The sequence below is a fragment of the Anabaena sp. 54 genome, assembly GCF_017355725.1.
Classification (GTDB): domain Bacteria; phylum Cyanobacteriota; class Cyanobacteriia; order Cyanobacteriales; family Nostocaceae; genus Dolichospermum; species Dolichospermum heterosporum.
Map to the genome: position 1 here is coordinate 25,783 of NZ_JAAVWA010000025.1, position 24,656 is coordinate 50,438.

20 protein-coding genes and 1 pseudogene are annotated in these 24,656 nt (G+C 40.0%); 10 read left to right on the forward strand and 11 right to left on the reverse strand.

Annotated features, from left to right (window positions below; all coding sequences use genetic code 11):
• Positions 1 to 8 precede the first annotated feature (8 nt).
• Entirely contained in the window at positions 9 to 1,679 is a 1,671-nt protein-coding gene (locus tag HEQ36_RS19175; protein WP_168635380.1) for an AIPR family protein, read from the reverse strand.
• A 63-nt stretch (positions 1,680 to 1,742) separates the two neighbouring features.
• Positions 1,743 to 2,660 (reverse strand): AEC family transporter, encoded by a 918-nt coding sequence (locus tag HEQ36_RS19180; protein WP_168635381.1) that lies wholly within the window; start codon positions 2,658 to 2,660, stop codon positions 1,743 to 1,745.
• A gap of 83 nt (positions 2,661 to 2,743) precedes the next feature.
• Between HEQ36_RS19180 and HEQ36_RS19185 the strand changes: the two genes are divergently transcribed.
• Complete coding sequence (locus HEQ36_RS19185; protein WP_039201950.1) at positions 2,744 to 3,550, forward strand: D-alanyl-D-alanine carboxypeptidase family protein; 807 nt, start codon at positions 2,744 to 2,746, stop codon at positions 3,548 to 3,550.
• Between the two features lie 61 nt (positions 3,551 to 3,611).
• On the opposite strand, the gene HEQ36_RS19190 is transcribed toward HEQ36_RS19185, so the two are convergent.
• From HEQ36_RS19190 to HEQ36_RS19200, 3 genes are all read right to left on the reverse strand, one after another.
• Positions 3,612 to 4,004, reverse strand: a complete 393-nt coding sequence (locus HEQ36_RS19190; protein WP_039201951.1) for a DUF5615 family PIN-like protein — start codon at positions 4,002 to 4,004, stop codon at positions 3,612 to 3,614.
• Positions 4,001 to 4,381 carry a DUF433 domain-containing protein gene (locus HEQ36_RS19195; RefSeq protein WP_039201952.1) on the reverse strand — a complete coding sequence of 127 codons (381 nt, stop codon included), beginning with the start codon at positions 4,379 to 4,381 and terminating at the stop codon, positions 4,001 to 4,003. The genes HEQ36_RS19190 and HEQ36_RS19195 overlap by 4 nt, the downstream gene beginning before the upstream one ends.
• Positions 4,382 to 4,550: 169 nt before the next feature.
• A complete protein-coding gene (locus tag HEQ36_RS19200) occupies positions 4,551 to 5,627 on the reverse strand; it encodes a PIN/TRAM domain-containing protein (RefSeq protein WP_053537741.1) in 1,077 nt (358 codons plus the stop codon).
• 242 nt (positions 5,628 to 5,869) lie between these two features.
• On the opposite strand from HEQ36_RS19200, the gene hemW reads away from it, so the two are divergent.
• Positions 5,870 to 7,054 (forward strand): radical SAM family heme chaperone HemW, encoded by a 1,185-nt coding sequence (gene hemW, locus HEQ36_RS19205; RefSeq protein ID WP_168635382.1) that lies wholly within the window; start codon positions 5,870 to 5,872, stop codon positions 7,052 to 7,054.
• An 83-nt stretch (positions 7,055 to 7,137) separates the two neighbouring features.
• Here the strand turns inward: hemW and HEQ36_RS19210 are convergent.
• Both HEQ36_RS19210 and HEQ36_RS19215 read right to left on the reverse strand, forming a co-directional pair.
• Positions 7,138 to 7,392 (reverse strand): annotated as a pseudogene (locus HEQ36_RS19210) (DUF29 domain-containing protein); the annotation flags it as partial.
• Between the two features lie 80 nt (positions 7,393 to 7,472).
• Complete coding sequence (locus HEQ36_RS19215; RefSeq protein WP_053537739.1) at positions 7,473 to 8,582, reverse strand: S-(hydroxymethyl)glutathione dehydrogenase/class III alcohol dehydrogenase; 1,110 nt, start codon at positions 8,580 to 8,582, stop codon at positions 7,473 to 7,475.
• Positions 8,583 to 8,887: 305 nt separating this feature from the next.
• Here HEQ36_RS19215 and HEQ36_RS19220 point away from each other — a divergent pair, with 305 nt between their 5' ends.
• Complete coding sequence (locus HEQ36_RS19220) at positions 8,888 to 10,171, forward strand: valine--pyruvate transaminase (protein WP_168635538.1); 1,284 nt, start codon at positions 8,888 to 8,890, stop codon at positions 10,169 to 10,171.
• 115 nt (positions 10,172 to 10,286) lie between these two features.
• Here the strand turns inward: HEQ36_RS19220 and HEQ36_RS19225 are convergent, their stop codons facing one another.
• Entirely contained in the window at positions 10,287 to 10,613 is a 327-nt protein-coding gene (locus HEQ36_RS19225) for a hypothetical protein (protein ID WP_205748418.1), read from the reverse strand.
• A gap of 469 nt (positions 10,614 to 11,082) precedes the next feature.
• On the opposite strand from HEQ36_RS19225, the gene rimM reads away from it, so the two are divergent.
• The 6 genes from rimM (at position 11,083) to HEQ36_RS19255 (ending at position 16,845) form a co-directional block, all read left to right on the forward strand.
• Positions 11,083 to 11,739 (forward strand): ribosome maturation factor RimM, encoded by a 657-nt coding sequence (rimM, locus tag HEQ36_RS19230; protein WP_168635384.1) that lies wholly within the window; start codon positions 11,083 to 11,085, stop codon positions 11,737 to 11,739.
• Positions 11,740 to 12,299: 560 nt separating this feature from the next.
• Positions 12,300 to 14,057 (forward strand): Hsp70 family protein, encoded by a 1,758-nt coding sequence (locus HEQ36_RS19235; RefSeq protein ID WP_168635385.1) that lies wholly within the window; start codon positions 12,300 to 12,302, stop codon positions 14,055 to 14,057.
• Between the two features lie 19 nt (positions 14,058 to 14,076).
• A complete protein-coding gene (locus HEQ36_RS19240; protein ID WP_053537737.1) occupies positions 14,077 to 14,475 on the forward strand; it encodes a lipopolysaccharide assembly protein LapB in 399 nt (132 codons plus the stop codon).
• A gap of 273 nt (positions 14,476 to 14,748) precedes the next feature.
• Complete coding sequence (locus HEQ36_RS19245) at positions 14,749 to 15,627, forward strand: Uma2 family endonuclease (RefSeq protein WP_234413384.1); 879 nt, start codon at positions 14,749 to 14,751, stop codon at positions 15,625 to 15,627.
• Between the two features lie 82 nt (positions 15,628 to 15,709).
• Positions 15,710 to 16,198 carry a 2-amino-4-hydroxy-6-hydroxymethyldihydropteridine diphosphokinase gene (gene folK / locus HEQ36_RS19250; RefSeq protein WP_053537735.1) on the forward strand — a complete coding sequence of 163 codons (489 nt, stop codon included), beginning with the start codon at positions 15,710 to 15,712 and terminating at the stop codon, positions 16,196 to 16,198.
• 98 nt (positions 16,199 to 16,296) lie between these two features.
• Positions 16,297 to 16,845 carry an NUDIX hydrolase gene (locus HEQ36_RS19255; protein WP_027403682.1) on the forward strand — a complete coding sequence of 183 codons (549 nt, stop codon included), beginning with the start codon at positions 16,297 to 16,299 and terminating at the stop codon, positions 16,843 to 16,845.
• Positions 16,846 to 16,922: 77 nt separating this feature from the next.
• On the opposite strand, the gene HEQ36_RS19260 is transcribed toward HEQ36_RS19255, so the two are convergent.
• Complete coding sequence (locus tag HEQ36_RS19260) at positions 16,923 to 17,702, reverse strand: phosphate ABC transporter ATP-binding protein (protein ID WP_039199698.1); 780 nt, start codon at positions 17,700 to 17,702, stop codon at positions 16,923 to 16,925.
• Positions 17,703 to 17,885: 183 nt separating this feature from the next.
• Here HEQ36_RS19260 and HEQ36_RS19265 point away from each other — a divergent pair, with 183 nt between their 5' ends.
• A complete protein-coding gene (locus tag HEQ36_RS19265) occupies positions 17,886 to 19,112 on the forward strand; it encodes a lipopolysaccharide assembly protein LapB (protein ID WP_168635386.1) in 1,227 nt (408 codons plus the stop codon).
• 713 nt (positions 19,113 to 19,825) lie between these two features.
• On the opposite strand, the gene lnt is transcribed toward HEQ36_RS19265, so the two are convergent.
• Positions 19,826 to 21,499 carry an apolipoprotein N-acyltransferase gene (gene lnt / locus HEQ36_RS19270; protein ID WP_168635387.1) on the reverse strand — a complete coding sequence of 558 codons (1,674 nt, stop codon included), beginning with the start codon at positions 21,497 to 21,499 and terminating at the stop codon, positions 19,826 to 19,828.
• A 75-nt stretch (positions 21,500 to 21,574) separates the two neighbouring features.
• Complete coding sequence (gene gyrA, locus HEQ36_RS19275; protein ID WP_168635388.1) at positions 21,575 to 24,217, reverse strand: DNA topoisomerase (ATP-hydrolyzing) subunit A; 2,643 nt, start codon at positions 24,215 to 24,217, stop codon at positions 21,575 to 21,577.
• Between the last annotated feature and the right edge of the window lie 439 nt (positions 24,218 to 24,656).

Consider the following 24,656-nt stretch of genomic DNA (forward strand, 5'->3'; position numbering starts at 1 on the left):
AACATCTTCTAAGCAGCCCTGTTAGCCAATTCTTGCATTACGACACTCATTAAACTTTTAACATCAGTTAAACTTCTAAAAATAGCAAGATAGCCTTTTTCATCACTAGCAAACTGGGATTCAGCAAGAGTATAAATTAACTCAGCAATTTCTATACCAATTCTGGAAAACTCAGTCAAGTCATCTTGAGATAAATTAACTTCTGGTTTATTGATTAGAGATTTATAGCGTCTTGATAAAATATCTAATATAAACAATCTACCATGTTGATAGAAATTTTTACGCCGAGTTTCTGTTTCTGCTTTTCGAGAATCTTCAAAAATCTGATCAAGATATTCAAATATACGCACATAGCGACAAAGTGTAATTCCTGAAAGCTCATTACTAAAAAGTTTTGAATAATAACGCTTATAAAGCTGACTAATATCTTTCTTTGCGGCCACAATTATTTCAGGATTACTGCTAAAACAAGCCAGGGCTATTGCAGCTTGTTCAATGGTGATAGCACCCTGATTATCTGCTGATGGACGATATTGATAGACAATATTTGATACCATACATTCTTGCCGCAACCGTTCCTGATTGGGATCTAATGCTGCAAAATAAATATCACGGACTGTATTTTGTGTATTTCTCGCTTTGGTAATTTCTATACCTATAGTATCTGATTGTGTCCCTAATTCAATGATGGTAACTAATAATTTTGCATTGGTAGAAATAGAACCATTAGCATTAAATACAGATGCAATAGATCCCACTGTTTGCGCTCCATTGACTATCGAAAACCCCTCTAAAGTAAATTGAGTTGAGTCCTGATTGTGTCCAGATGGTAAACTAACCTTTGCACAAGTAATGGTTAATCCATTATTGAGATAAAAAAGTTCTGATGGTTGTTCTTCTACAGTTTCAGCAATTGCTAAGTTAACATCTTCTGTACCCAGATAATAACGGATATTATTCTCAAATAATAATTTATTATGCTGGTTATATAAATTAGCTAGTTCAGCAGCATTCACTAATCCATAAAAAGCTTTTCTGGGCTGTTCTAAACAATGCCATTTTTCTAAGGTTAATTTAACCTCAATAGGTGCATTTTCTTGTTTCGCTGTCAACCATCCATGAATATTTTTAATATTTAAATCTTGCCATTGAAAACGCGAATCAAACTTATTTAGTTCATTTTTTAATTGATTCAGATCATTAACTACATGAGAACCCAAGCTGCTTTCTAAATATATATTACAGCCAACTATAATTACGCCATTTTTGTCTAAAGCATCTTCAATATCTTGCTGCAACCGGGAAAAACTATAATTAAATTTTTGAAACCGTTTATGGACAAGATCCCTAATTCCATCACAAAATTTTTTATTATCACCCATGTCGGGCGCATTTCCCGCTTTAGCCTGTACTAACCAAAGCCGATTATTAACCCGATCAAAATAAATTGCGTCAATACCATTATCATCTCCTCCATTGATAATCGAATGAGCAGCTTGAGGGGGAGTAAGATCAGCGAGATTAGTAATGGCAAATGCAGCCAAAGAACGACTTAAACGATTTTTATAATGTTGTTCTGGTTTGTAATTTATCTGAAGTTGAGGGATCATCGGAAAATAATCCCGTGTCAAAATTTCAATGATTTGAGTCTTTTGGGCTGTGGTATTCGGCTTAGGCATTGAGCGATTAGAATTGTTTTTAATACATCATCCCAGAGTTGGGTACAGGTAAGATACTTATTTTCAAAACAACCATAACCAAACAGGAAGAGTAAACAACAAAACTATCATCCCTACAGCTAACGCAGTAACAGCCAAATCTCTATCCAAATCAAAGGTTTCTGCTATTACCAATGTAGCCAAAGCTGGAGGCATACCCATTTGCAAAACTATCACCTGTGCTGCATTACCTGTCACCCCAAACAGCGATAGCATACTACCTAAAATCATCGGCACTAATAGCATTTTAATGAACACACTACTTCCTGCTTCTGGTAATTTTCGCCAAGATTTTAGTTGGGAAAGTCGCATACCAATTAACATCAAAGATAAGGCAACTGCACCCCAAGCCAATTTCTCCAAACAAAATACCACTGGGGAGGGAAGCGTAACTTGATGTAATAATAAGCCAAATCCAAAACTCCATAAAGCCGGATTAATCAAAATTACCTTGGCTATTTGCATCTGATTTTGGATATTATTACCAAACTTAGCAGCAAGAAACACACCTAAACCATAAGCTCCAAACAGCGAACCCAACATATCGTAAAATAAAGCCCAGGCAAAATATTCTTTACCTACCATTGCTAAAGTAATGGGAAAACCCAGATAACCTGTATTACCTACCATTGCTGCTAGAATCAAACTACCTTGAGTTGTAGTGGGGGGAACTGAATGAGTAACATAGGCTTGGGCTTTGATTCTTAACCAAGCTAATAATGCCCCCAAAAAGATTGCCAAATGAGCTATTATCGGTGCAATCCAAATCTGTCCTGATAAATCTGTTTGTATTAAAAAACCAATAATACTGATAGGTACTCCCACCCAATAGAGAAACTGACCTACGTAAGTAGAAGTATTGTTAGGCAATTTACGTCCCAGTATAAATCCCACTAGGATTAATCCCACTAACTTGATATATAGTTCTAAAAGATTTATCAAAATTACACCATAATTCAAAATTAAGAATTAAAAAAACTCATTTCTTCTCTAACTAACTATTAAACACAAACAGGAGCAAAAACTTGAATAAAGCTGGGTTTCCTAAAAAACCGCACAATTCCTACCCTCTCTCTGGTGATGATATACCAGTGGCTTTACGTGATACAGATGATGCAGGAAGTAAGATCAAAGTCCAACCTGTGATTTTAATTATAGGTGGATTAACAGGATTTTTGCTACTGGCTATCACCAGTGGTTTTTTGTTCTCGTTAACGGCACCTAAGCCAACTGCTAATTCTGTAGCTACACCAATTAGTTCTACACCTGTAGCTACCAATACCCCAGTTAGTAATAATGATAATGATACAGTATTGGGACATTTTCCATACTCAGAAGCACCAGCATCAGAATTAGCACCAATTACGAGTGACGGCAGAATCAGAATGCGAAAAACTGCCGCTGTTCAATTTCAAGCAATGGTACAAGCAGCGAGAAGTGCAGGTGTAATTTTAGTACCAATTTCTGGGTTTCGGTCTGTACAGGAGCAAAAGCAGTTATTTTTTGGTGTAAGCGCACAGCGTAATCAAACTCCGGCGGAAAGGGCTGCCCTCAGCGCACCACCAAATCATAGTGAACATCATACAGGTTATGCGGTAGATGTTGGCGATCGCACAGTCCCAGCAACTAATCTCCAAGCCAACTTTGATAATACCAAAGCTTATCAGTGGTTACAAGCCAATGCGGCTAAGTTTAGTTTTGAAATTTCCTTTCCTAAAAATAATCTTCAAGGCGTGAGTTATGAACCTTGGCATTGGCGTTTTGTCGGTGATACTGATAGTTTAGAAACATTTTATAAAGCCAAAAATATCAAACCTGTAAAAACACCATAATGATAGTCAGAGAATATCCGATATCTGACACTGAAGCAATAATGAGACTGTTTTATGATGTTTATGGAATGAAAAGCCGACCTACTCCCAAATAATTATCAATATCTATGATAATCTCAACTATACGATCAACACATTGTTCTCGATAATCATATTCGTCAATGCGATCAAGATTCCCAATTGTAATCACAGGAAATGAAGTTGGTGTATTTTCTTCACGCATTACTTGTTCTAATGAATCCTCACCTTTCATATTCCGATTAGCGGTGAGGATCATCATTTGATTTGCTTGAGCATAACACCAAACTGCGCGGTCATTACTATCCATTGATAAATCCGCTTCTCGAAATGTGACAAAACGAATAGATAGTAACTCAAGCCAACCGTTTTTCGCCAAGATTCCCAGCAAAACTACAGCGTATCCATCAAGATTGTAATCCACTAAAAATATCATGGCTTTATTGAGGTACGTTGGGCTTTCTGCTCCTCAAGTTTCGCCCAAAGAGCCTGTTTTTCGGGCTTTTGTGGTTTTGCTGCCATTTTTGCAAAGTGTTCGCGGTTACGTTCTTCCCAGTATTGATAAATTTCTTCTCTAGTTTGTAGAACTTCTTGATATTCAGCTTCTACCTGAGTATGATTTGTGTCAATGTAAGATAAAGCTGCACTAATTTGTTCATCTGTGAGATTGAATTTATCTCGAATTAACTTCGGAGGATACTGAGCCTTGATCAAATCTATTACATCATAAAGGGTGATGCGCGTTCCCGCAATTGTGAGTCCTCGCTCAGTCCGAATAATAAATGCTTTTTCACTTGATAAGATGGTCTTCATATCTAAATTTATTTACCAACTACTATTCGTATTCTAATATTAATTAGATAACAATACCCTGTTTGAGATTGATCAGCCAAATACAAGCATTCAGCTTAATCAACAAAATCGGTGCAGTTTTCCCACACCGATTTACATAATTTAACTCTAATTTTCCGTGCCATATTCCTTAGGCTAATGCGGAAGCTTGGGGTTTGGCAAAAATCATCCTTCCAGCAGAAGTTTGTAAAGCACTGGTAACTACTACTCGCAATTCACCACCGACATAACCTCTACCTTCTTCAACTACTACCATTGTGCCATCATCTAAATAGCCAATTCCTTGAGTTGGTTCTTTTCCTTCTTTGAGAATTTTCAAATCAAGATTATCACCCGGTAAATAGGTCGGACGGACGGCATTTACTAAATCGTGAACATTCAAAACTGGGACTTTTTGTACACTGGCGACTTTAGATAAATTGTAATCATTGGTAAGTAATGTGCCATTGATTTCTTGAGCAAAACGGACTAATTTAGCATCAACAGTAGAAGTGTCTTCATAGTCTACAGGGTTAATTAAAATCCGTTCTGGGTAAGTTTCTCGAATGCGGTTAAGAATTTCTAGTCCTCTTCTTCCTCTCACCCGTTTTTGGTCTTTACTAGCATCAGCTACTTGTTGTAATTCTTGTAAAACAAATTGGGGGACAAGAATTAACCCTTCTAGAAATCCCGTTTCTAGTAATGTTTCAATCCGTCCGTCTATAATACAGCTAGTATCTAAAACTTTGGTGTTGGCAGGTTTGAGAGTTCCTTCCACAACCATGCTTTCGACAGTACTGGGGTTAATTAATCTTAACAAACCTCGTCCGTGAGTATCTGCCAAATTCATCCCTGTAACAGAGAGGATAATACTACCAACAACGGCGACAAGAGGTTTAATAAAACCAAAATCTGTGGGAATGGGTAATAAAAATAGCGGGGCTAACATCAGATTGGCAAGTAGTAGCCCAATTACTAAGCCAATAGCACGGGTTAAGATGACTTCTAGGGGCATTTCCCGGACTTGTGACTCTAGACGGCGGTATGTAGTCTGGAAACTCACCCCGACTGCACCACCAATAATGGCAGCAAAGACGGCTAGAATTAAGCGTAAGGCATCTAAATTGGTAACTCCAGTGAGAGTACCTGGTGGGAGTAGGTCGGTGCTGAAATAACCTATCCCCGCCGCTGCCAAGATAAATGAGAGAATAATAATGACATCCAGCATGGTTGTGTTGTGTTCCTACAACGATATTTATTCGATAGAGTAAAGTATGCTTGTTTGAGTCCTTTTTAGTGATGGAATGATCTTAGCTGTTTAGGCAGACAGAATATGCCAACATTATAACTAAAGGGTTTTTATCGCATATTATTTTTATTTTTAGGGAAAAAGGATAAAAAGTTGTAAACCAACTCCTCATTTTCATTATTTTTAACAGTCAAATCAAATTAACTTCACTATTGATCAGAATGATTCAAAAAGACGTTGGTTGGGGGATTCCCAGTTCTGCTTATGTACATATTCCCTTTTGTCGGCGACGATGTTTTTATTGCGATTTTCCGGTATTTGTAGTGGGCGATCGCTCACGGGGTGAAAATTCTGGGACAATTGCCGAATACGTTGAAGTTTTATGTCAAGAAATCAGAATTGCGCCAATTTATGGTCAACCTTTAGAAACAATTTTTTTTGGTGGTGGTACTCCTTCGTTATTATCTACAGCACAGTTGCAATCTATATTGACAACCTTAGAACAGCGATTTGGCATTGCCTCTAAGGTAGAGATCTCCATGGAAATTGACCCAGGGACGTTTGATTTGGCACATATCGCTGGTTATCGCAGTTTAGGAGTAAATCGTGTTAGTTTGGGTGTCCAAGCTTTCCAAGAAGAATTGTTAAAAACTGCTGGGCGATCGCATTCCCTTGTAGATATATTTACAGCTATAGAGTTAATTCACAAGGTCGAGATTCCCGAATTTAGCTTAGACTTGATTTCTGGCTTACCGCATCAATCTTTAGAACAATGGCAAAATTCCCTAACCCAAGCAGTAGCAGCCACACCAACTCACATTTCCATCTATGACCTGACCATTGAACCAGGAACAGCCTTTAATCGTTATTACAAACCGGGAGATCATCCCTTACCCACAGATGAAACCACAGTCAAAATGTATCAATTGGGGCAAAAAACCTTAACTGATGCCGGGTACGAACATTACGAAATTTCCAATTATGCCCAACCAGGACATCAATGCCAGCATAATCGAGTTTATTGGCAAAATCGCCCCTATTATGGCTTTGGTATGGGTGCAGCCAGCTATATTTATGGTAAACGCTTCACCCGTCCCCGCAAAACCCAGGAATATTACCAATGGTTAAAAAACGGTGCTGTGATTGATTGTGAAGTCACACCAAAGGCAGATGTTTTGTTAGAAACTCTCATGTTAGGGTTACGGTTAGCCGAAGGAATCAGTTTAAATTCCTTAGCAACAAACTTTGGCAACCATCAAGTTGAGAGAATTCAAAGCTGTTTGCAACCATACTTTGCTCAGGGTTGGGTGAAGATTGTTGGGGATAGGTTGCGTTTTAGCGATCCCGATGGTTTTATATTTTCTAATGTGATGTTAGCGAAGTTGTTTGAAAAGTTGGGAGAATGAATATGTCTCACGCAAAGGCGCAAAGGCGCAAAGAATTAAGGTTGCAAAGGTTAAATTTTCCAATTTCATACTTTATTCAGCAACGCTCGACTCCGTTTTAATGATTGATATTCCCACTTGAGTAAATGTCCAATTAAAACACTCAGACGATTTCTCAATTCTTGGCGTTCCTTTCTCCCCAAAGATTCAACTTCGTCAATTAAATTATCTAAATCAACTTGATGCCATTGCTGATAAAGTAATAAATTAGCCTGTTGTTGAGTCCAGGCGTAAAAATCAGTTTCATAAAGATGATCATTCAGGTTTACAGCGGATTCTTTCGCCTTTTGTGTCTGCATAATTAAAACCTAGTAACCTTGGATTAATTATAACTTCTTTCTTCCTTTGCGCCTTTGCGCCTTTGCGTGAGCCATAAAACCTAAAAAGTCACCACACTCCGAATAGATTCCCCCCTATGCATCAAATCAAAAGCATCATTAATCCTTTCAATCGGCATTACATGAGTAATTAAATCATCAATATTGATCTTTCCATCCATATACCAATCTACTATTTTCGGTACATCTGTCCGCCCTCTTGCACCACCAAAAGCCGAACCTTTCCAAACTCTTCCAGTTACTAATTGAAAGGGACGAGTGCTGATTTCTTTACCCGCACCAGCCACACCAATAATCACACTCACACCCCAACCTTTATGACAACATTCTAATGCTTGACGCATGGTATTAACGTTACCAATACATTCAAAGGAATAATCAGCACCACCTTTTGTTAAATCTACTAAATAAGGAACTAAATCACCTGCAACTTCTTGAGGATTGACAAAATGTGTCATCCCAAATTTTTCAGCTAGTTCGCGTTTTTTGGGATTAATATCCACACCAATAATCTTATTTGCGCCCACCATTCGCGCTCCTTGGATCACATTTAAACCAATTCCACCCAAACCGAAAACTACCACGTTTGCGCCCGGTTCTACTTTAGCTGTATATATAACTGCACCAATTCCTGTTGTCACACCACAACCGATATAACAAACTTTATCGAAAGGGGCATCTTCTCGAATTTTGGCAACGGCGATTTCTGGCAATACCGTATAATTAGCGAAGGTGGATGTACCCATATAATGGTGAATCCTGTCGCCACCAATACTAAAACGGCTAGTACCATCAGGCATTAAACCCTGTCCTTGTGTGCCGCGAATTGCTTGACAGAGATTGGTTTTGAAGCTTAAGCAATAATCACATTGCCGACATTCGGGCGTGTATAAAGGAATTACATGATCTCCAGGTTTAAGACTTTTGACATCAGCCCCCACTTCAATAACTATACCAGCGCCTTCATGTCCTAAAATTGCCGGAAATAAGCCTTCAGGATCATCACCGGAAAGGGTAAAAGCATCAGTATGACAAACCCCACTGGCTTTAATCTCAATTAATACTTCCCCTGCTTGTGGTGGCGCTAATTGCACGGTTTCAATTGTCAGGGGTTTACCTGGGGTGTAAGCTACTGCTGCTTTGACTTCCATTTGGTTCTCCTTTGGGAATTTACGTAATTTTATCTCACGCAGAGGCGCAGAGTCGCTACAGAGGAGAATTTTTAATTACTTGTCAAATTATTCTCTGTATAGTACATTAGTATCTATCACATGAGAAACCCCCCACTTTCATCGGTGGGGCTTTATTAACTACCAGATTTTGTTAAAATCGCATTCACTGGTTTAAATTAGTTAAAGGCAGTGGCTGTTTTGGCAACTATAATAAATTTTGTCTTAGCTGCAACTACCTTTTAATTTATCCACTTTTGCGATTAATTCAGTCTGTAACAAACATGATAAAACCTGCCCTTACGAAAATTGGCGCTCAAATGTCCAACTTAACTGGCGTAAGAGCGATTATGAAAGATATTAATGAAACCCTCAGAGCTAGTAAGGGACAGGAATTATATAATTTAAGCGCTGGCAATCCGTTGATTTTACCAGAGGTAGAACAGTTATGGCGGGATTGTACGGCAGATTTATTAGCTAGTTCTGAATATGGTGAAGTTGTTTGTCGTTATGGTTCTAGTCAAGGTTATTCACCACTAATTGAGGCGATTGTTCAGGATTTTAACCAGCGTTATGGGTTAAGTTTAACTGAGCGGAATATTTTAATCACTGCGGGTAGTCAAACTATCTATTTTTATGCCGCTAACGCTTTTGGTGGCTATACTGAAAATGGCGGTTTGAAGGAAATTGTCCTGCCCTTAAGTCCAGATTATACTGGTTACGGTGGTGTTTGTTTATTTCCAGAGGCTTTGGTTGCTTATAAGCCTACTCTAGATATTGATGCAGCCGCACACAGATTTAAATATCGCCCTGATTTTAACCAACTCTCGATTACAGAGAATACTGGTTGTGTGATCTTTTCCCGTCCCTGTAATCCAACAGGTAATGTTTTAACTAATGATGAAGTGAATAAAATCACGGATTTAGCAGCACCGCATCATGTACCTGTGTTAATAGACTCGGCTTATGCACCTCCTTTCCCAGCTTTGAATTTTACAGAAATGACTCCGGTATTTGGGGAAAATATTCTCCACTGTATGAGTTTATCAAAAGCAGGTTTGCCTGGAGAACGGATTGGGGTAGCCATTGGAGATGAAAACCTAATTCAAGTTTTGGAATGTTTCCAAACTAATGTGGGAATTCATTCTTCTCGATATGGTCAAGCGATCGCTGCCCGCGCGATAGAATCAGGGACATTAGCCCATATCGCGGAAAATGTGATTCGTCCTTTCTATCAGCAAAAGTTTGATGTCTTAGAAAGTACCCTAGAAGCAGCAATGCCTAAGAATATACCCTGGTTCTTACATCGTGGTGAAGGGGCGATTTTTGGCTGGTTGTGGTTGCAAGATTTACCCATGACTGATTGGGAATTTTACCAGGAATTAAAGAAAGTGGGTGTGATTGTTGTTCCTGGTAGTAGTTTCTTCCCTGGTTTAAAGGAGGACTGGGAACACAAACACCAATGTCTGCGAATCAGTTTAACTGGTAGTGATGAGGAAATTACTATCGGTATGCAGCGTTTAGCGGAAGTTGCTGAACGGGTTTATCAAGTTGCGGCTGTGAGTGTGTAAGAGATAATGAACCACGAAAACGCAAAAAATGTTGATTATCTTCAACAATATTGTTAAAATACAACATACCCCCGCTATAGTCGTTAGATTGACATAGCGGGGGTATGTTGTATTATTACTGTTTAGCTAGTAAAGCTTTCTTATCTTGAATCAGAGCATTAATTTCGGAATTAATGTTTTTCAACTGTTCTTTTTTTTGCTCTATTGATAGTTCGGTGTTTTGAGAAATACCGTTTTTTTGGTCTCTATAATATGCAATTAGTTCGTCAATGTCTGCAACGGTTTGAGTGGGGGCTGGCGCAGTTGCAGCAGCATATAGTACAGGAGCGGTATATACTGAAGCAGCAAGAGCGGTAGGCACGTTTAACAGCAAACTACAGAACGCGAATAATAACACGATTGAATGTAAAAACACGCGTTTGGCAGAAGTGAAAAGTTTCATTTTTTTTGGATGATCATAAATTTTCAGTTCGCATACTATTATATTGTCAGTGATATTACGTCGAATTTTCAAATAATTTAACAATTAAGATTTTTTTACGCAGTCCCTGTATTTTATATTACAAATAGTCTAAACAAAATTAAATTCACTCATTGAGAGAGGGAACAGAGAACTAAGTAGGTTAGCATTAAAAATTGTTGTTATCGCAAGGCAAGAGGCAAGAAGCACTCATGCAAGAGTGAAGAGGGTTTGGGCGATTTTACTTTTCTTTACACAGATTGGTTTTATTGTGTTCACCTACTTAAAAAATTAGTGTTAAGCTGTTACGCATTTGCTTTTTTTGCCTAAAAGCCTTACTACAAGGACTCTAGGCTGCAAAATATTAAATTTAGCTGCGTAACAGCTTATTTAACCTAATCTACAAACGTGAAGTGGTAAAATGGAGACAAAGTGAGCAATTAACTAATTAATGAACCACGAAGACGCGAAAAAGAAGCAGGGGAGCAAAGAACCGGGAGTAGGGGGAAAAGTTAAAAACTCTCCAGTCCCCAATCTTGATGATTGGTTGGAAATTGGCAAAATTGTCTCACCTCAAGGTTTAACTGGGGAGTTGCGGGTTTATCCTAATACGGATTTTCCTGAACGCTTTGAAGAACCGGGAAAACGCTGGTTGTTACGTCCTGGGGAAACGGAACTTGAAACTGTGGAGTTATTAAATGGGCGATATATTGAGAATAAGAATCTTTATGTGATTAAATTAAAGGGAGTGAGCGATCGCCATCAAGCTGAAAATATGCGTGATTGTCGGTTTTTCGTGCCTGTGAGCGATCGCCCGGAATTGGCAGAAGGTGAATTTCATGTGTTAGATTTGCTAGGGTTGCAAGTCTTTATGCAATCCTCTGGGGAATTTGTAGGAACGGTGGTGGACATCTTACCTTCAGGTCATGATTTATTAGAAGTTAAATTTGATCCTGACTTTGTCACTAACCATGAAGAATTTAAAACTGATAAAGAACAAAAAACAGTTTTAATTCCTTTTGTGATGGCAATTGTCCCTATTGTTGATCTAGCAACCCGTCGAGTTGAAATTACTCCTCCCCCCGGTTTATTGTCAGTTAATAATTAGGGCTTGCTGATAGCGTAGCGTGGCGTTAGCCATATAAACCTAAAACCATCTATTAACAAAGGGTTTCGCGGATTTTTACCACAAAAAAATGCCAGGTTTTGGCTAATGGTGTCTCAAAATCAATACCTTGTCCATTTTTTGTAGGTCGGGTTAAGCGACAGCGCAACCCGACGCATTGCCCTGACAGACAAGAATTTTCAGAGGGAACAGGGAACGGGCAACAGGGAACAGGAAAAACTCATGTTTAAAAACATGAGATTGAAATAATGACACTGTTTTTTGAGATGCGTAGCACGAAAAAAACATCCTTTTTTTGACTGAGCTTTAAACTCAGCAACTTTTGTTTCTTATTTGTTCCCTGTTCCCTGTTCCCAGTTAAGAGTTCCCTGTTCCCTTCTTTTATGAATTATTTGGTCAATATCTTGTAATCTTATCTCTAATGGTGAAGCTGTCATGCTGCCAAAATACGATATTTTGTAATTACTACGGTGTGAGCTTGTGCAATAGCTTCGCTCGCCGTAGGCATCGCACCAGAGGCAAAAACTTCTAAATTTAGAACTATGAAAGCAGTCGGTATTGATTTAGGAACAACAAATTCCGAAGTAGCAATTGTCGAAAACGGACAGGTGCGGGTATTGCCAGGAGAAGATGGCGATCTGATTTTACCTTCCTGTGTAGGATTTAGCGATACGGGTAAAGTGCTAGTGGGACGAGAAGCACTGCGTCAATATGCTGCGGCTCCCGAACGCACCGTGAAGTCAATTAAACGGTGGATGGGAACTGACCACAAAACCACTTTAGGAGATAAAGAATACTTACCTCATGAAGTTTCCGCTATTATTCTCCGCGCCCTCAAACAACGGGCTGAAAATGCTTTAGGAGAAACAATTACCCAAGCAGTAATTACAGTTCCCGCTTACTTTACGGATGCTCAACGACAAGCAACCAAAACCGCTGGAGAGATTGCTGGTTTCGAGGTACTGCAAATTATCAACGAACCAACAGCAGCCGCTTTAGCTTATGATTTGCGTTCCGAAGAGACAGAACGGGTTTTGGTTTATGATTTGGGAGGTGGTACTTTTGATGTGTCGGTAGTGGAAATTACAGGCGAAGTCACAGAAGTATTAGCAACTCATGGTAACAATCGCTTGGGTGGAGACGATTTTGACAGGCTGTTGCAACTTTATCTAGTGGATCTATTTCGTAAACAGCATGGTGTGGATGTTCCAGATGATGCTGTCACCCAAGCGCGTCTTTTACGAGCAGCCGAGCAGTTAAAAATTGATTTGAGTTCCCATGCTTTCGCCACAGTTCGAGAAGCCTTTTTAGGTAGTAAGGGCAAGACTGCACTCCATCTAGAAACAGAAGTAGCGCGAGCAGATTTGGAAAAGTTGATTCGCCCCCTATTAACAGAAACCTTAGAGGCTATTGACCGCGCTCTCACCGATGCAGACCTATTACCCGGTGATATTGACCGAATTATCTTAGTTGGTGGTTCAACACGCATTCCCCTAGCCCAACAAATGATATCAGAACATCTGGGACAGAATCCCAGTGATGGTATTCAACCCGACCTTTGTGTGGCCTTGGGAGCAGCCTTACAAGCTGGGGTGTTGGTAGGTGAATCTGTAGATGCCATTCTTGTAGATGTAATTCCCCATTCCTTGGGTATTGCTGCGGCGGTGTCCACACCAATGGGGATTATGCCCGGTTTCTTCAGTGTGATTATTCCCCGTAACAGCGTTGTTCCCGTTTCTCGCTCTCAGGTTTATTACACCGTGTCTGATGAACAAGAAGCCGTAGGAATTGAAGTTTTTCAGGGAGAAAATACGATCGCTGAAGAAAATGTGCCTTTAGGTGATTTTAGAGTCGAGAACTTACCACCCAAACCAGCAGGGGGTATTCAAGTTGAGGTTCACTTTGACTTTGACGTGAATGGCATTCTCACTGTCACTACTACTGAAAAAGGCAAAGGGCAACAGGGAACGCTAGTAGTCAATAATGCAGGGATTGAGAAGCTTTCTAGCCATGAATTGAAGCAAGCAAGGGCAGATTTAGATGCCTTGTTTGAAGTTGATGAAACTATCGAAATCTCCACAGAAGAAACAATCTCAGTAGTAGAAATAGCTCCAGAATTAGCAGCACTTTTAGACCGCGCTCAACAAACACTGCCCACACTAGATTCTGAACAAGCAGAGGAATTACAAGACTTATTAGCCCAGATTGAAAATGCCAGTGCTAACAAGAGTCCAGAATTATCCCAGTTACAAGAAGAACTCTCAGATTTGCTGTACTACGCTAGTACGAATGATGAATAGGAAATAGAGAGTAGTAATTATGAAATGTCCTGTTTGTGGAGCAATTTATCGTCCGACAAGGGCAGTAGGGACGCAAGGGGGAGAAACTGACAGCCAGACTTCTCCATTGCCTCCCCACTCTCCAACTTGTAGACGCTGTAAAGCCGATTTGTCCGACTTGATTACTCTCCATGACCAAGCTATCTGGTATCACAGACAAGCCCTGGATCTGTTTTCAAAAAAGCGTTATCCAGAAGCAGCAATGCACAACAATCAAGCTTTAGCTTTGTATTATAGTCATGCAGACTTTCATGCCTTAGCGGGGAAATTATCGGCATTGCAAGGAGAATGGAGAGAAGCGATCGCATCTTGGCAACAAGCACTCAAATTTGACCCAAAAAAATGCGATAGCGAAGCGCGACCTAGGAATCCCTTGTGATTGTCTATGATCAAGCTAAATTTAATTATCTGATTCAAACACTTCAACTTTTTAGTGTCTACTGTTAAAATTAAACCAATATGATTAGGTCAACAGAAAAAATTAAGGGTATGTGAAGAAAGGTAAAATCGCTCAAAACTTCTTCACTCTTGCATGAGTGTCTATTGCCTCTTGCCATAACGACAATTTTTAACGCCAACCTACTTACATCCTGGAGTTACTATGGAAACCACTCAAGCAGTGATTAATCCCACTACTCCCCCAAGTCAAGACATTCACACCAATAAATTCACATTACCAGATCATACGCAACTACCAGATTCAGACGGAACTTTCGTGAAAAATTTCCAGGAGCATCCACAAAGTATAGTCTTAACCAGTTCCATTGAGCCAGTATTACAGAAACTACATCCAGATGGAAACTACTGTATTGGTCAAGATAGCGGTATTTATTGGCGTTTAACTGAACCACCTGAAAAAGGTGCAGAAGCTCCTGATTGGTTTTATGTGCCTAATGTACCACCATTTCTCAATGGAGAATATCGTCGTTCCTATGTATTATGGAAAGAGTTTGTCGCACCATTAATTGCCATTGAGTTTGTTTCGGGAAATGGTTCAGAAGAAAGAGACGCAACTCCTCCGAGTGAAACAGAAAAAGCTGGTAAATTCTGGGTTTATGAACAAGCAATTCATATTCCTTTTTATGCAATTTTTGAAGCGAGAAAAGCATTACTGGAAGTTTATCGCTTAGTTGATGGGCGTTATGAAAAGATGCAACCAAACGAGCGTAATCATTTTCCAATTTATCCTATGGGTGTGGAATTAGGTTTAATAGAAAATGATGGTTTACCGTGGGTTCGTTGGTGGGATGATGTGGGAAATTTGCTATTAACTGGTGATGAAAGGGCTATTGTTGAAAGACAAGCTCGTTTACAAGCAGAAGACGCAAGACAACAAGCAACTTTAGCCCAACAACAAGCAGAGGAAATTGCCCAACAAGCAACTTTAGCCCAACAACAAGCAGAGGAAATTGCCCAACAAGCAACTTTAGCCCAACAACAAGCAGAGGAAATGGCTGAACAAGAACGACAACAAAAGGAGAAATTAGCAACTTACTTAAGATCATTAGGTATCAATCCTGATGATATTTGAACTGTAGGTGTGTGATTTCTGCACTTATTGTGGACATCACATCCCACATTCAAAAAACCCAGGTGTGTAGGAGTCTTAAAGAATGGTACAAACTGCGGCTAGAACGGCGATCGCCCTTGGTAGTAACATAGGTAACTCCCTAGCCATTTTCACAGGAGCTTTAGAAACCTTAGCCCAAACATCAGGCATAAGCATACAAGCCCAATCTCATTGGTATCGTACCAAAGCCATAGGCCCAACTCAACCAGACTACTTAAATGGTTGCGCGATATTATCAGTGCAGATTTCACCACAAGCCTTATTAGCACAATTACTCACCATTGAACAAAAGTTTGGGCGTGTGCGTCAGGAACACTGGGGTCCACGTACCTTAGATTTAGACTTATTATTATATGATGACTTAATTTTACAGCAACCAAATCTACAAATTCCCCATCCTCGCATGGCTGAACGAGCCTTTGTTTTAGTCCCTCTGGCAGAAATTGCTCCAGATTGGATAGACCCTATATCTCAACGAGTAATTCAAGATTTACTACTAGAGATCAACACAAATGATGTACATTTATTGTAGTGGGTGGAAAAATTACCATTTTTACAATCCAAAAAGAACTGATAACAACAGAAAACCCCCGTATAAGTTCTCTGTATTCACAGACGGTAGAATTTACTATGCCATTAGGTAGAGAATTACCACAGTTGCTCAAGCAACGCTTGTTTTATAAAGGACGCAAGTTCAACTTTGAAGTTAACCGCTTGCGTTTACCCAACAAAGCCGAAGGGGAATGGGAATGTATTCGTCATCCCGGTGGCGCTCTGGTTATACCCATAACCGCAGACGGTAAACTGGTACTTGTGCGTCAATATCGGTTTGCAGTGCAGGGAAGATTATTGGAATTTCCGGCGGGAACTGTAGAACCCAATGAAGATCCTTTAGAAACAGTCAAACGGGAAATTGCAGAAGAAACTGGCTATCATGCTCGTCAGTGGGATAAATTAGGAGAATTTTTCCTTGCTCCTGGCTATTCTGATGAAATTATCTATGCTTTTATTGCCAGAGATTTAGAAAAGCTAGAAACACCACCAGCACAAGACGAAGACGAAGATATTGAGACAGTATTACTAACTCCTGAAGAATTGGAAAAAGCCATTTTGGTAGGAGAACCTGTAGATGCTAAATCCATTGCTAGTTTTTTCCTGCTGCGTTCATTTTTAAAATAGGGAACAGGGAACGGGGAACAGGGAACAGGGAATTGGTAATTGGTAAATAATTTTCTTCTTCCTGACTCCTGGTATAGTTACCGGGAATAACTGGTCGCATAATCGCGGGTACGATAATCTGTAGCTTGAGCTAAGACTTTTTTTGTTGATGCAAACTCTCTTAATCGTCCCACATGATTCTGATTGTATTGAAATAAAGCCGTGAAATCAGCCAGACGAGAGACTTGTTGGATGTTTTGAGAGATAAAGATAATTGTCAATTCAGAACGCAAACACTCAATGAGTTCTTCAATTTTTGTGGTAGTGACGGGATCAAGTCCACTGCAAAGCTCATCCATGAGAATAACTTGGGGTTTTACAGCCAAAGCGCGGGCAATACACAGTCGTTGTTGTTGACCACAAGATAGTTCTAAAGCCGGCTTATAGAGCTTGTTTTTGACCTCTTCCCAAATATCCGCAGATTTAAGAGCTAACTCCACAACTTCATCTAATTCTGGTTTTGGTCGCCAACCAACTAATTTAATCCCGTAAGCAACGTTATCATAGATACTCATGGGAAAAAGATTAGGTTTGGAATAAATTGTACTAATTTGACGACGGAGACGATTGAGATTAATCCGTCTCTCATAAATATTTTGCCCAAAAAACTCTACTTTCCCTTCTGTGTGGACTTCTCCCTCCAAATCGCTCATGCGGTTGAGAGACTTTAAAAAAGTAGATTTCCCACAGCCACTAGGTCCCATAATAGCAATAATTTTATTTTGGGGAATATCCATTGACAGACTTTCCAGGATTTTTTGCTTGCTGTAGTAAAAACTAAAGTTTTTCACACTAATTGCCGGAATTATTTTACTCATATTAATTAAGAAAGGAGTCAGTAGTCAGGAGGAATAAGGCTGAATAACAGGAAGAAGAAGAAATAAATAAAAAGTTAGTAAATCAGAATACTTGAAAAGCTTGATATTTGCTTATAACCTAAATTAAGTCATCTCATAACCTGCAATGCTGCGTTTAATTAGTGTAATAAAGGTAAACTCACCATGCTACAGCGTTTTATTTTCATCATTACCACTATTATTGTGTGGCATTTGTGTATTTTTAGCACCCTTGCCCAGGAAAAAAAAGTTGAAAATATGGATAAGTTTCCTCCCAATCCCCTAGAAATGATTTTACCTGATCCACTGTTACCAAATTTACCAGATAAACGCCAATTAACATTAACAGAATTGCAAAAATTAAGGACAGATTTAGATGGGTTAAATCAAGAGGCACAGGTGACACTACAAGGAGGAGACAGAAAGAAAGCCTTTGAGGTTTGGAATCGTGAACTACGATTAAGACGTTATTTAGGTACATTGGCTGAGATAGAAGCGTTATCAGGGGTGGGAGAAATCGCCTGGAATCAAAATGAACGGGACGAGGTGCGATATATTAGTCAGCGATTACAAGTAATTCAAAAGGAGATAGGACAACAAAAAAGCGCGGATTTACAATTATGGCAACTCCTGGGTAAAGCTTATCAAAAAATCCGTCTTCCTAAATTGGGAATATCAGCTTATGAACAGGTTTTAACATTAGTTAAACAACAACAGGACTCATCTGGAGAAATAGAGACTTTAAAGAATATTGGAGAATTATATTTAAGTTGGTTTGATTATAACCAAGCTGCCAATACTTACCAAAAACTATTAAATTTGGCAGTTAATCAGGGTGATAAAACTAATGAATTGGGATATTTACAACAATTAGCTTATATCTATGGGCGAGGAAAACAACCCCAAGCAGCAATAGATATATTAAATAAATTAGTCCTTCTTTATACTCGTGACCAAAATCTCGGTGAAATTCCCGCTTTAAAATTAGCCATAGCAGCAAATTATGAATATCTAGCCCAAAAAAATCCCACATTAAAACAACAGGCTTTCGATAATTATCAAGCAGCTTATACTACAGCATGGCAATTAGAGCAATACGCTAGGGCTGGAGAAGCACTAGAGAAATTAGTTGCTTTTTATCGGTCACAAAAACAAGTAGATGCAGCCTTGCAAACTGGCGCAATTCTTTTGGAAATACAAACATTAGCTCACAATTTTTATGGTTTAATGTCAGCCTATGATCAAATTGGCAACTTATATATAGAACGGCGAGAATATAACCAAGCATTAACAGCATTTCAGAAGGGATTAGCAATAGCACAACAACTTAAACATCAAGAATCATACTTTAATCAACAAATTGAAAAGTTAAAAACTGAGATAAAAATGTAAAAAATATCCAGATAAATAAAAAAGTCCGCGCAAGCGGACTCTAGATATTGGATAAGGTTAAGTTGTCACCAAGAGAGCCTACAAGATGTTAGACTTATTTGTATTTTTACGAATTAATTTCAGAAAATCAAGTGGTTTGATCTAAAAGTTAGGACATAATTTCTATATTTATGTCTGAGAAAAAGGGGATTTATTGATGATGATTGCTACAGGTGAATGTCTCCCGTTGCTTGAAGAGGTGGTAAATATGGGAAATTGCGGACATAACTCAGATTGTTTTGTCTAGGATTTTCTCATAAATAGGGCAGGCTGAGTAAAGCTAAAACCATTTAGAGAACTCCACAAAAAAAATGATCCAATTTTGTGGGATGGGCATCCTTGCCCGTCCTTGATGATTAGCGGGCAAGACTTGTACTGAGCTTGTCGATAGCGTAGCGTGGCGTTAGCCATAGTATGCCCGCACCACAAGAAATTTTGGGATATTTTTTTGATTGGAAGTCTCTAATATAATAAACCTGTGCTGCATGAGTTGTCATTGCGAGTGAAAGGAAGCAATCTCTTGACAACCGATAAACCACCCAACGCAAAAATCCCTCAAACCCTTATTCCTCTGTGTCCTCTGCGCCTCCGTGGTTCGTTAATCAGGATAATTTATTTCTTGGAAGTCCCTTATTACAGCGATTTCCAATCTTATGAGGTACATCTTAGCCCCCTCATCGCTTGCGGGGAGGGGGTTGGGGGCGGGGTTCTTGTTCCGGGTTTGATGACAATTTACTGTAATAAGGGTTTCGCGGATTTTTATCACAAAAAAGTACAAGGCTTTGGAATATCCGACTCAAAGCACTCAGAACCAACAATAAAGGAGTTAACCAATCACCCCAACGCACATATAAAGTCTGAGTTTGACGGGGATAAATAGTTTCTGCGTGGGTTTGATAGGTATTATAAGCCGATTTCCAGAGAGTTTGCCCATGGGGATTAATAAATGCCGAATAGCCTGTATTTGTTGCCCTCACCGCCCATCTATCAGTTTCAATTGCCCGCATGATATCCTGGGCATGATGTTGATCTGCCATTGCTGCCGTATAATGGGCATCATTCGACGAACTGAGAATAAATTTCCCACCCATAGAAGCTTGATAACGAAAATTTTCCGCAAAAGCAGATTCGTAACAAATACCAACAATTACCTTACCAAAAGGAGTATCAAAAATTTGCTGGGCTTTACCCGCAACTTGATGTGCTTCTAGGGGTGATAACCGTTGAATCAGTCCACCTAAAATATTTTCAAAAGGAATATATTCTCCTAATGGTACAAGTTTAGATTTATCATAACGGCTGGTAACTTCCCCATTACCAAGAACTGTAAATAAACTATTTGTATAACTATTTCCTCTTTCACCAAATGCACCTATCCAAGCTATTACACCCTTTTCTCGAATAGCAGCTAACAAAGGAGTTTGAAGTAAATCACGAGAAAAAATAGGTATAGAAGCCTCCGGGGTAAGAACAGCTTGCACACCTTGATTAGTTAAATTTAAATATCCTTCAGTATAACCAGTAATCGCCCGACGTAAACCTTGAGGAAGAACCTTAATTTTATTAGGAATATTACCTTGAATAACACCAATTTTTAAAGCCGTACTTGAGGTTAGATTTAGGGGTGCAGTGTAGAGAATAAAGCCGATAAAATGAGAAATAATTAATAAGGAAACAGCCAAAATTAAATAACCATTAACAAAACCTTTCCCTAAACTCCCCTCTTCCTTTGCGCCTTTGCGCCTTTGCGTGAGATATTCCGCAATTAAACCATTAAACGCCACAATTACCGCCGTGACAGAATTCGGACCAGAAAGCTGTCCTAAATGTAAAATTACCAGATTTTGCGGTGATTGAGTGTAAGCCAGAGAACTCCACCATAGAGGACTAGCACTCCAGAGACTTTCTAACCCACACCAAATAGCTGTACCAAATAGAACACGCAACCAAGGATTTCCCCTATCTAGACGCACCATTAAAGCCGCCCAAACAGTAACTAATATTCCTCCCCACAGGCTAATAAATGCCCAACAAAGGAGGGTAATAGTTAAACTAGGCAACCAAGGAACACCTAACCAATCCATAGGATGAATCCCTGTAATCCATGACAGAGCAACTCCGTGATAACCGATACCCCAAAGCAGGGCAAGGGGCAGGGGGCGGGGGGCAGGGGGATCTGTTTTGGATGTATAGTTAATAACTAATATCCACAAGGGAACAAGGGCAATCCAGGCCAAGAACCATGCACCAATAGGGGCTACGGTTACTCCCATGAGTATGCCACCGAGGAGAGATAAGGTATAATATATGATGGATTTGGATATCTTTTGCTGTCCGAGTTTGCTCATCTCCTTGTGTCCTAAAGCACCTAAAGGAATTCAGATCCCCGACTTCTTAGAGAAGTCGGGGATCTTGTTAATTGTCTATTCTGCTTCTTCTAGTTCTCCATTATCACCCGTGTCAGGGGGAACAATAGCAACTCCAGTAATGGCATCATCTTCGTCCAGACGCTGCACTTTAACTCCAGTAGCTGATCTTGATTGAATAGAAATGGCATTGACGGCTTGACGAATAATAATACCACGATTGGTGGCCATCATGATTTCGTCGTCGCTGTTAACAATTCTTAAGGTGGCGAGTTTGTCTTTGGTTTTGCGGTTTTTGAATTTGGTAGCCATTAAACCTTGTCCAGCACGGTTTTGCAGTCGGAATTGGGAAACAGGAACGCGCTTACCATAACCGCCCATGGTAATGACTAATACCCAGGGTCCAATACTGTTGGTGTTGGTGACTTCTACGATTTCTTCACTATTTTCGATTTCGGCAATTTCTGCGGTTTCTACAATTTCTGCGGTTTCTTCGCTATTTTCGATTTCTACAGTTTCTTCGATTTCTGCTTCTGTACCTGTGTCCAAGGTGTCGAGAATAGCTGCTGGCAGGATATCCATGCCGATGAGTTCGTCTTTGTTTTTGAGTTTCATGGATTTTACACCACGAGTGGCTCTCCCCAGGGGACGCAGTTGATCATGGGTGCAGCGGAAGTGAATAGCCATACCTTGACGTGAGCCGATAATTATGCTGTCTTCAACTCTGGCTCTTCTGACCCAGCGCAGTTGGTCGCCTTCTTCTAAGGATATAGCAATTAATCCGTTGGCGCGAATGTGGCTAAATGCTTCTAGGACAGTTTTTTTGATGTTACCGCCTTTGGTGAGCATGACGAGATATTCTTCGCTGCTAAATTCGTCTACGGGGACAATGGAGGTAATTTTTTCTTCTTTGGGAATGGGCAACATTTGCACAATGGGTGTGCCGCGACTGGTGCGAGAACTCACGGGAATTTGATATGCTCTCAGGCAGTAGACGACTCCGCGATCGCTAAAGAATAAAATACTATCATGGTCGCAGCAGGTGAGGAAATGCTCGATGGTATCATCATCTTTGACTTTCGCACCGGCTTTGCCTCTGGTGGCACGGCTTTGGGATTCAAAGGTGTTGACGGGCATCCGTTTGATGTAACCTTGTTCGGTGACAAGAATAATTGCTTTTTCGTTGGCAATTAAGTCAATATCATCTATGTCTCCTTCCCCATGAGTAATTACTGTCCTCCGGGGTGTGGCAAAGCTAGTTTTGATTTGGCTGATTTCCGTTTCGATGATTTCTAGCACCCGTTCCCGTCTGGCTAAAATATCCTCTAAATCGCTAATTTTAAGTTGTAAATCGTCGTGTTCGAGGCGAATTTTATCAGCTTCTAAGGCTGTTAATCGCCGTAGTTGCATTTGCAAAATTGCGTCTGCTTGCACTTCCGACAGTCCGTAAGTGGTGATTAATTCCCCTTTGGCTGTGGGTGCGTCCGGTGCATGACGAATTAAAACAATAATTGCATCTAATCGTGATAGGGCAATTAATAAACCTTGCAATAGGTGATCTCGTTCCTGTGCCTTCCTTAGTTCATAGCGAGTCCGGCGTTCAATGGAGAGAATGCGGAAATCTAGGAAGACGCTGAGGAAACGTTTGAGGTTCAGGGTTTGGGGTTCACTGTTGACTAGTGCCAACATATTTGCCCCAAAATTGGCTTGAAGGGGGGTTTGTTTATAAAGGTTATTTAAAACGACGCGGGGATAGGCATCTCGTTTTAATTCTATAACGATTCTCATGCCGTCGCGATCGCTCTCGTCCCGGATATCGGAAATACCATCAATGCGTTTATCATTTACCAATTCGGCAATTTTTTCAATTAATGCCGCTTTATTGGTTTGGTAAGGCAATTCGGTAATGATGATTGCTTCCCGTTCTGGACGGTTGCGTTGGGTAAGGGTTTCAATATTGGCAACACCCCGCATGGTAATTGAACCGCGTCCAGTGGTGTAAGCTTCTTTAATGCCACTCACCCCCAAAATCTGCGCCCCAGTCGGGAAGTCGGGACCGTGAATATACTGCATTAGCTGCATATCAGTGATTTCGGGATTGTGAATTAGGGCTACTAATCCATCAATCAATTCTCCCAAGTTATGTGGGGGAATATTTGTCGCCATTCCCACAGCAATTCCCGAAGAACCATTTAACAGCAGTTGGGGAATGCGGGAGGGTAAAACTGTGGGTTCTTGTTGAGAACCATCGAAGTTATCGGCAAAGTCTACGGTTTCGGCTTCAATATCTTGGAGGAGGGCAACACTGGTTAAGGCGTGCAGACGACATTCTGTGTACCGCATTGCTGCCGGCGGATCATTGTCCACTGAACCAAAGTTACCATGTCCACTGATGAGAGGCGATCGCATGGAAAAATCCTGCGCCATCCGCACCAGGGCATCATACACTGCCGTGTCACCGTGAGGGTGATATTTACCCAGCACTTCCCCGACCACACGGGCGCATTTCCTGAAGGGGCGATCATGTAGTAAACCCAGTTCGTGCATGGCATAGAGGATGCGACGATGCACAGGTTTGAGTCCATCCCTAGCATCTGGCAGCGCCCGACCTACAATGACGCTCATGGCGTATTCTAGATAAGACCGCGACATTTCACCTCGCAAATCCGTCGGGATAATCCTCTCCTGTGAGGTTGTCATAAACTCGAAAACTCCAAAAAAATGTAGATTTTAGGCTTCAACTTGACAAAAGACAAAATTATGTCAAATTAACTTTGAATAGTTGTCATATTTTGCTATAATTCTAACATATTCTCCCACAATTCACACAAATACTATCCAATCTCCAAAAATAGTCAATTTACAACTTACATAAACAGACTAGATAATTGACGACAATTTACAGATCTGATTAATTAATTGCATCTAAAAATAACTTTCTTTAAAATAGAAATATCTAAAATATTTTATAGATGCAATTGAAAAAATGGCGTTGCTGAATTGAGGTATGAAATTCCCAAATTGAACCTTTAAAACTCAAACCTCAGTGCGTCTTTGCGCCTTTGCGTGAGACTAAAATTCATACCCTTAATCAGCAACGCCGAAAAAATCAACTTAAACCTCTAACTGCAATCATTGG

Excerpts from the sequence above, each read along its gene's own strand:
- HEQ36_RS19175 (WP_168635380.1), bottom strand. The coding sequence starts at position 1,679 with ATGCCTAAGCCGAATACCACAGCCCAAAAGACTCAAATCATTGAAATT.
- HEQ36_RS19190 (WP_039201951.1), bottom strand. The coding sequence starts at position 4,004 with ATGATATTTTTAGTGGATTACAATCTTGATGGATACGCTGTAGTTTTG.
- HEQ36_RS19195 (WP_039201952.1), bottom strand. The coding sequence starts at position 4,381 with ATGAAGACCATCTTATCAAGTGAAAAAGCATTTATTATTCGGACTGAG.
- HEQ36_RS19200 (WP_053537741.1), bottom strand. The coding sequence starts at position 5,627 with ATGCTGGATGTCATTATTATTCTCTCATTTATCTTGGCAGCGGCGGGG.
- hemW (WP_168635382.1), top strand. The coding sequence starts at position 5,870 with ATGATTCAAAAAGACGTTGGTTGGGGGATTCCCAGTTCTGCTTATGTA.
- HEQ36_RS19215 (WP_053537739.1), bottom strand. The coding sequence starts at position 8,582 with ATGGAAGTCAAAGCAGCAGTAGCTTACACCCCAGGTAAACCCCTGACA.
- HEQ36_RS19225 (WP_205748418.1), bottom strand. The coding sequence starts at position 10,613 with ATGAAACTTTTCACTTCTGCCAAACGCGTGTTTTTACATTCAATCGTG.
- rimM (WP_168635384.1), top strand. The coding sequence starts at position 11,083 with ATGAACCACGAAGACGCGAAAAAGAAGCAGGGGAGCAAAGAACCGGGA.
- HEQ36_RS19235 (WP_168635385.1), top strand. The coding sequence starts at position 12,300 with ATGAAAGCAGTCGGTATTGATTTAGGAACAACAAATTCCGAAGTAGCA.
- HEQ36_RS19240 (WP_053537737.1), top strand. The coding sequence starts at position 14,077 with ATGAAATGTCCTGTTTGTGGAGCAATTTATCGTCCGACAAGGGCAGTA.
- folK (WP_053537735.1), top strand. The coding sequence starts at position 15,710 with ATGGTACAAACTGCGGCTAGAACGGCGATCGCCCTTGGTAGTAACATA.
- HEQ36_RS19255 (WP_027403682.1), top strand. The coding sequence starts at position 16,297 with ATGCCATTAGGTAGAGAATTACCACAGTTGCTCAAGCAACGCTTGTTT.
- HEQ36_RS19260 (WP_039199698.1), bottom strand. The coding sequence starts at position 17,702 with ATGAGTAAAATAATTCCGGCAATTAGTGTGAAAAACTTTAGTTTTTAC.
- HEQ36_RS19265 (WP_168635386.1), top strand. The coding sequence starts at position 17,886 with ATGCTACAGCGTTTTATTTTCATCATTACCACTATTATTGTGTGGCAT.
- lnt (WP_168635387.1), bottom strand. The coding sequence starts at position 21,499 with ATGAGCAAACTCGGACAGCAAAAGATATCCAAATCCATCATATATTAT.
- gyrA (WP_168635388.1), bottom strand. The coding sequence starts at position 24,217 with ATGACAACCTCACAGGAGAGGATTATCCCGACGGATTTGCGAGGTGAA.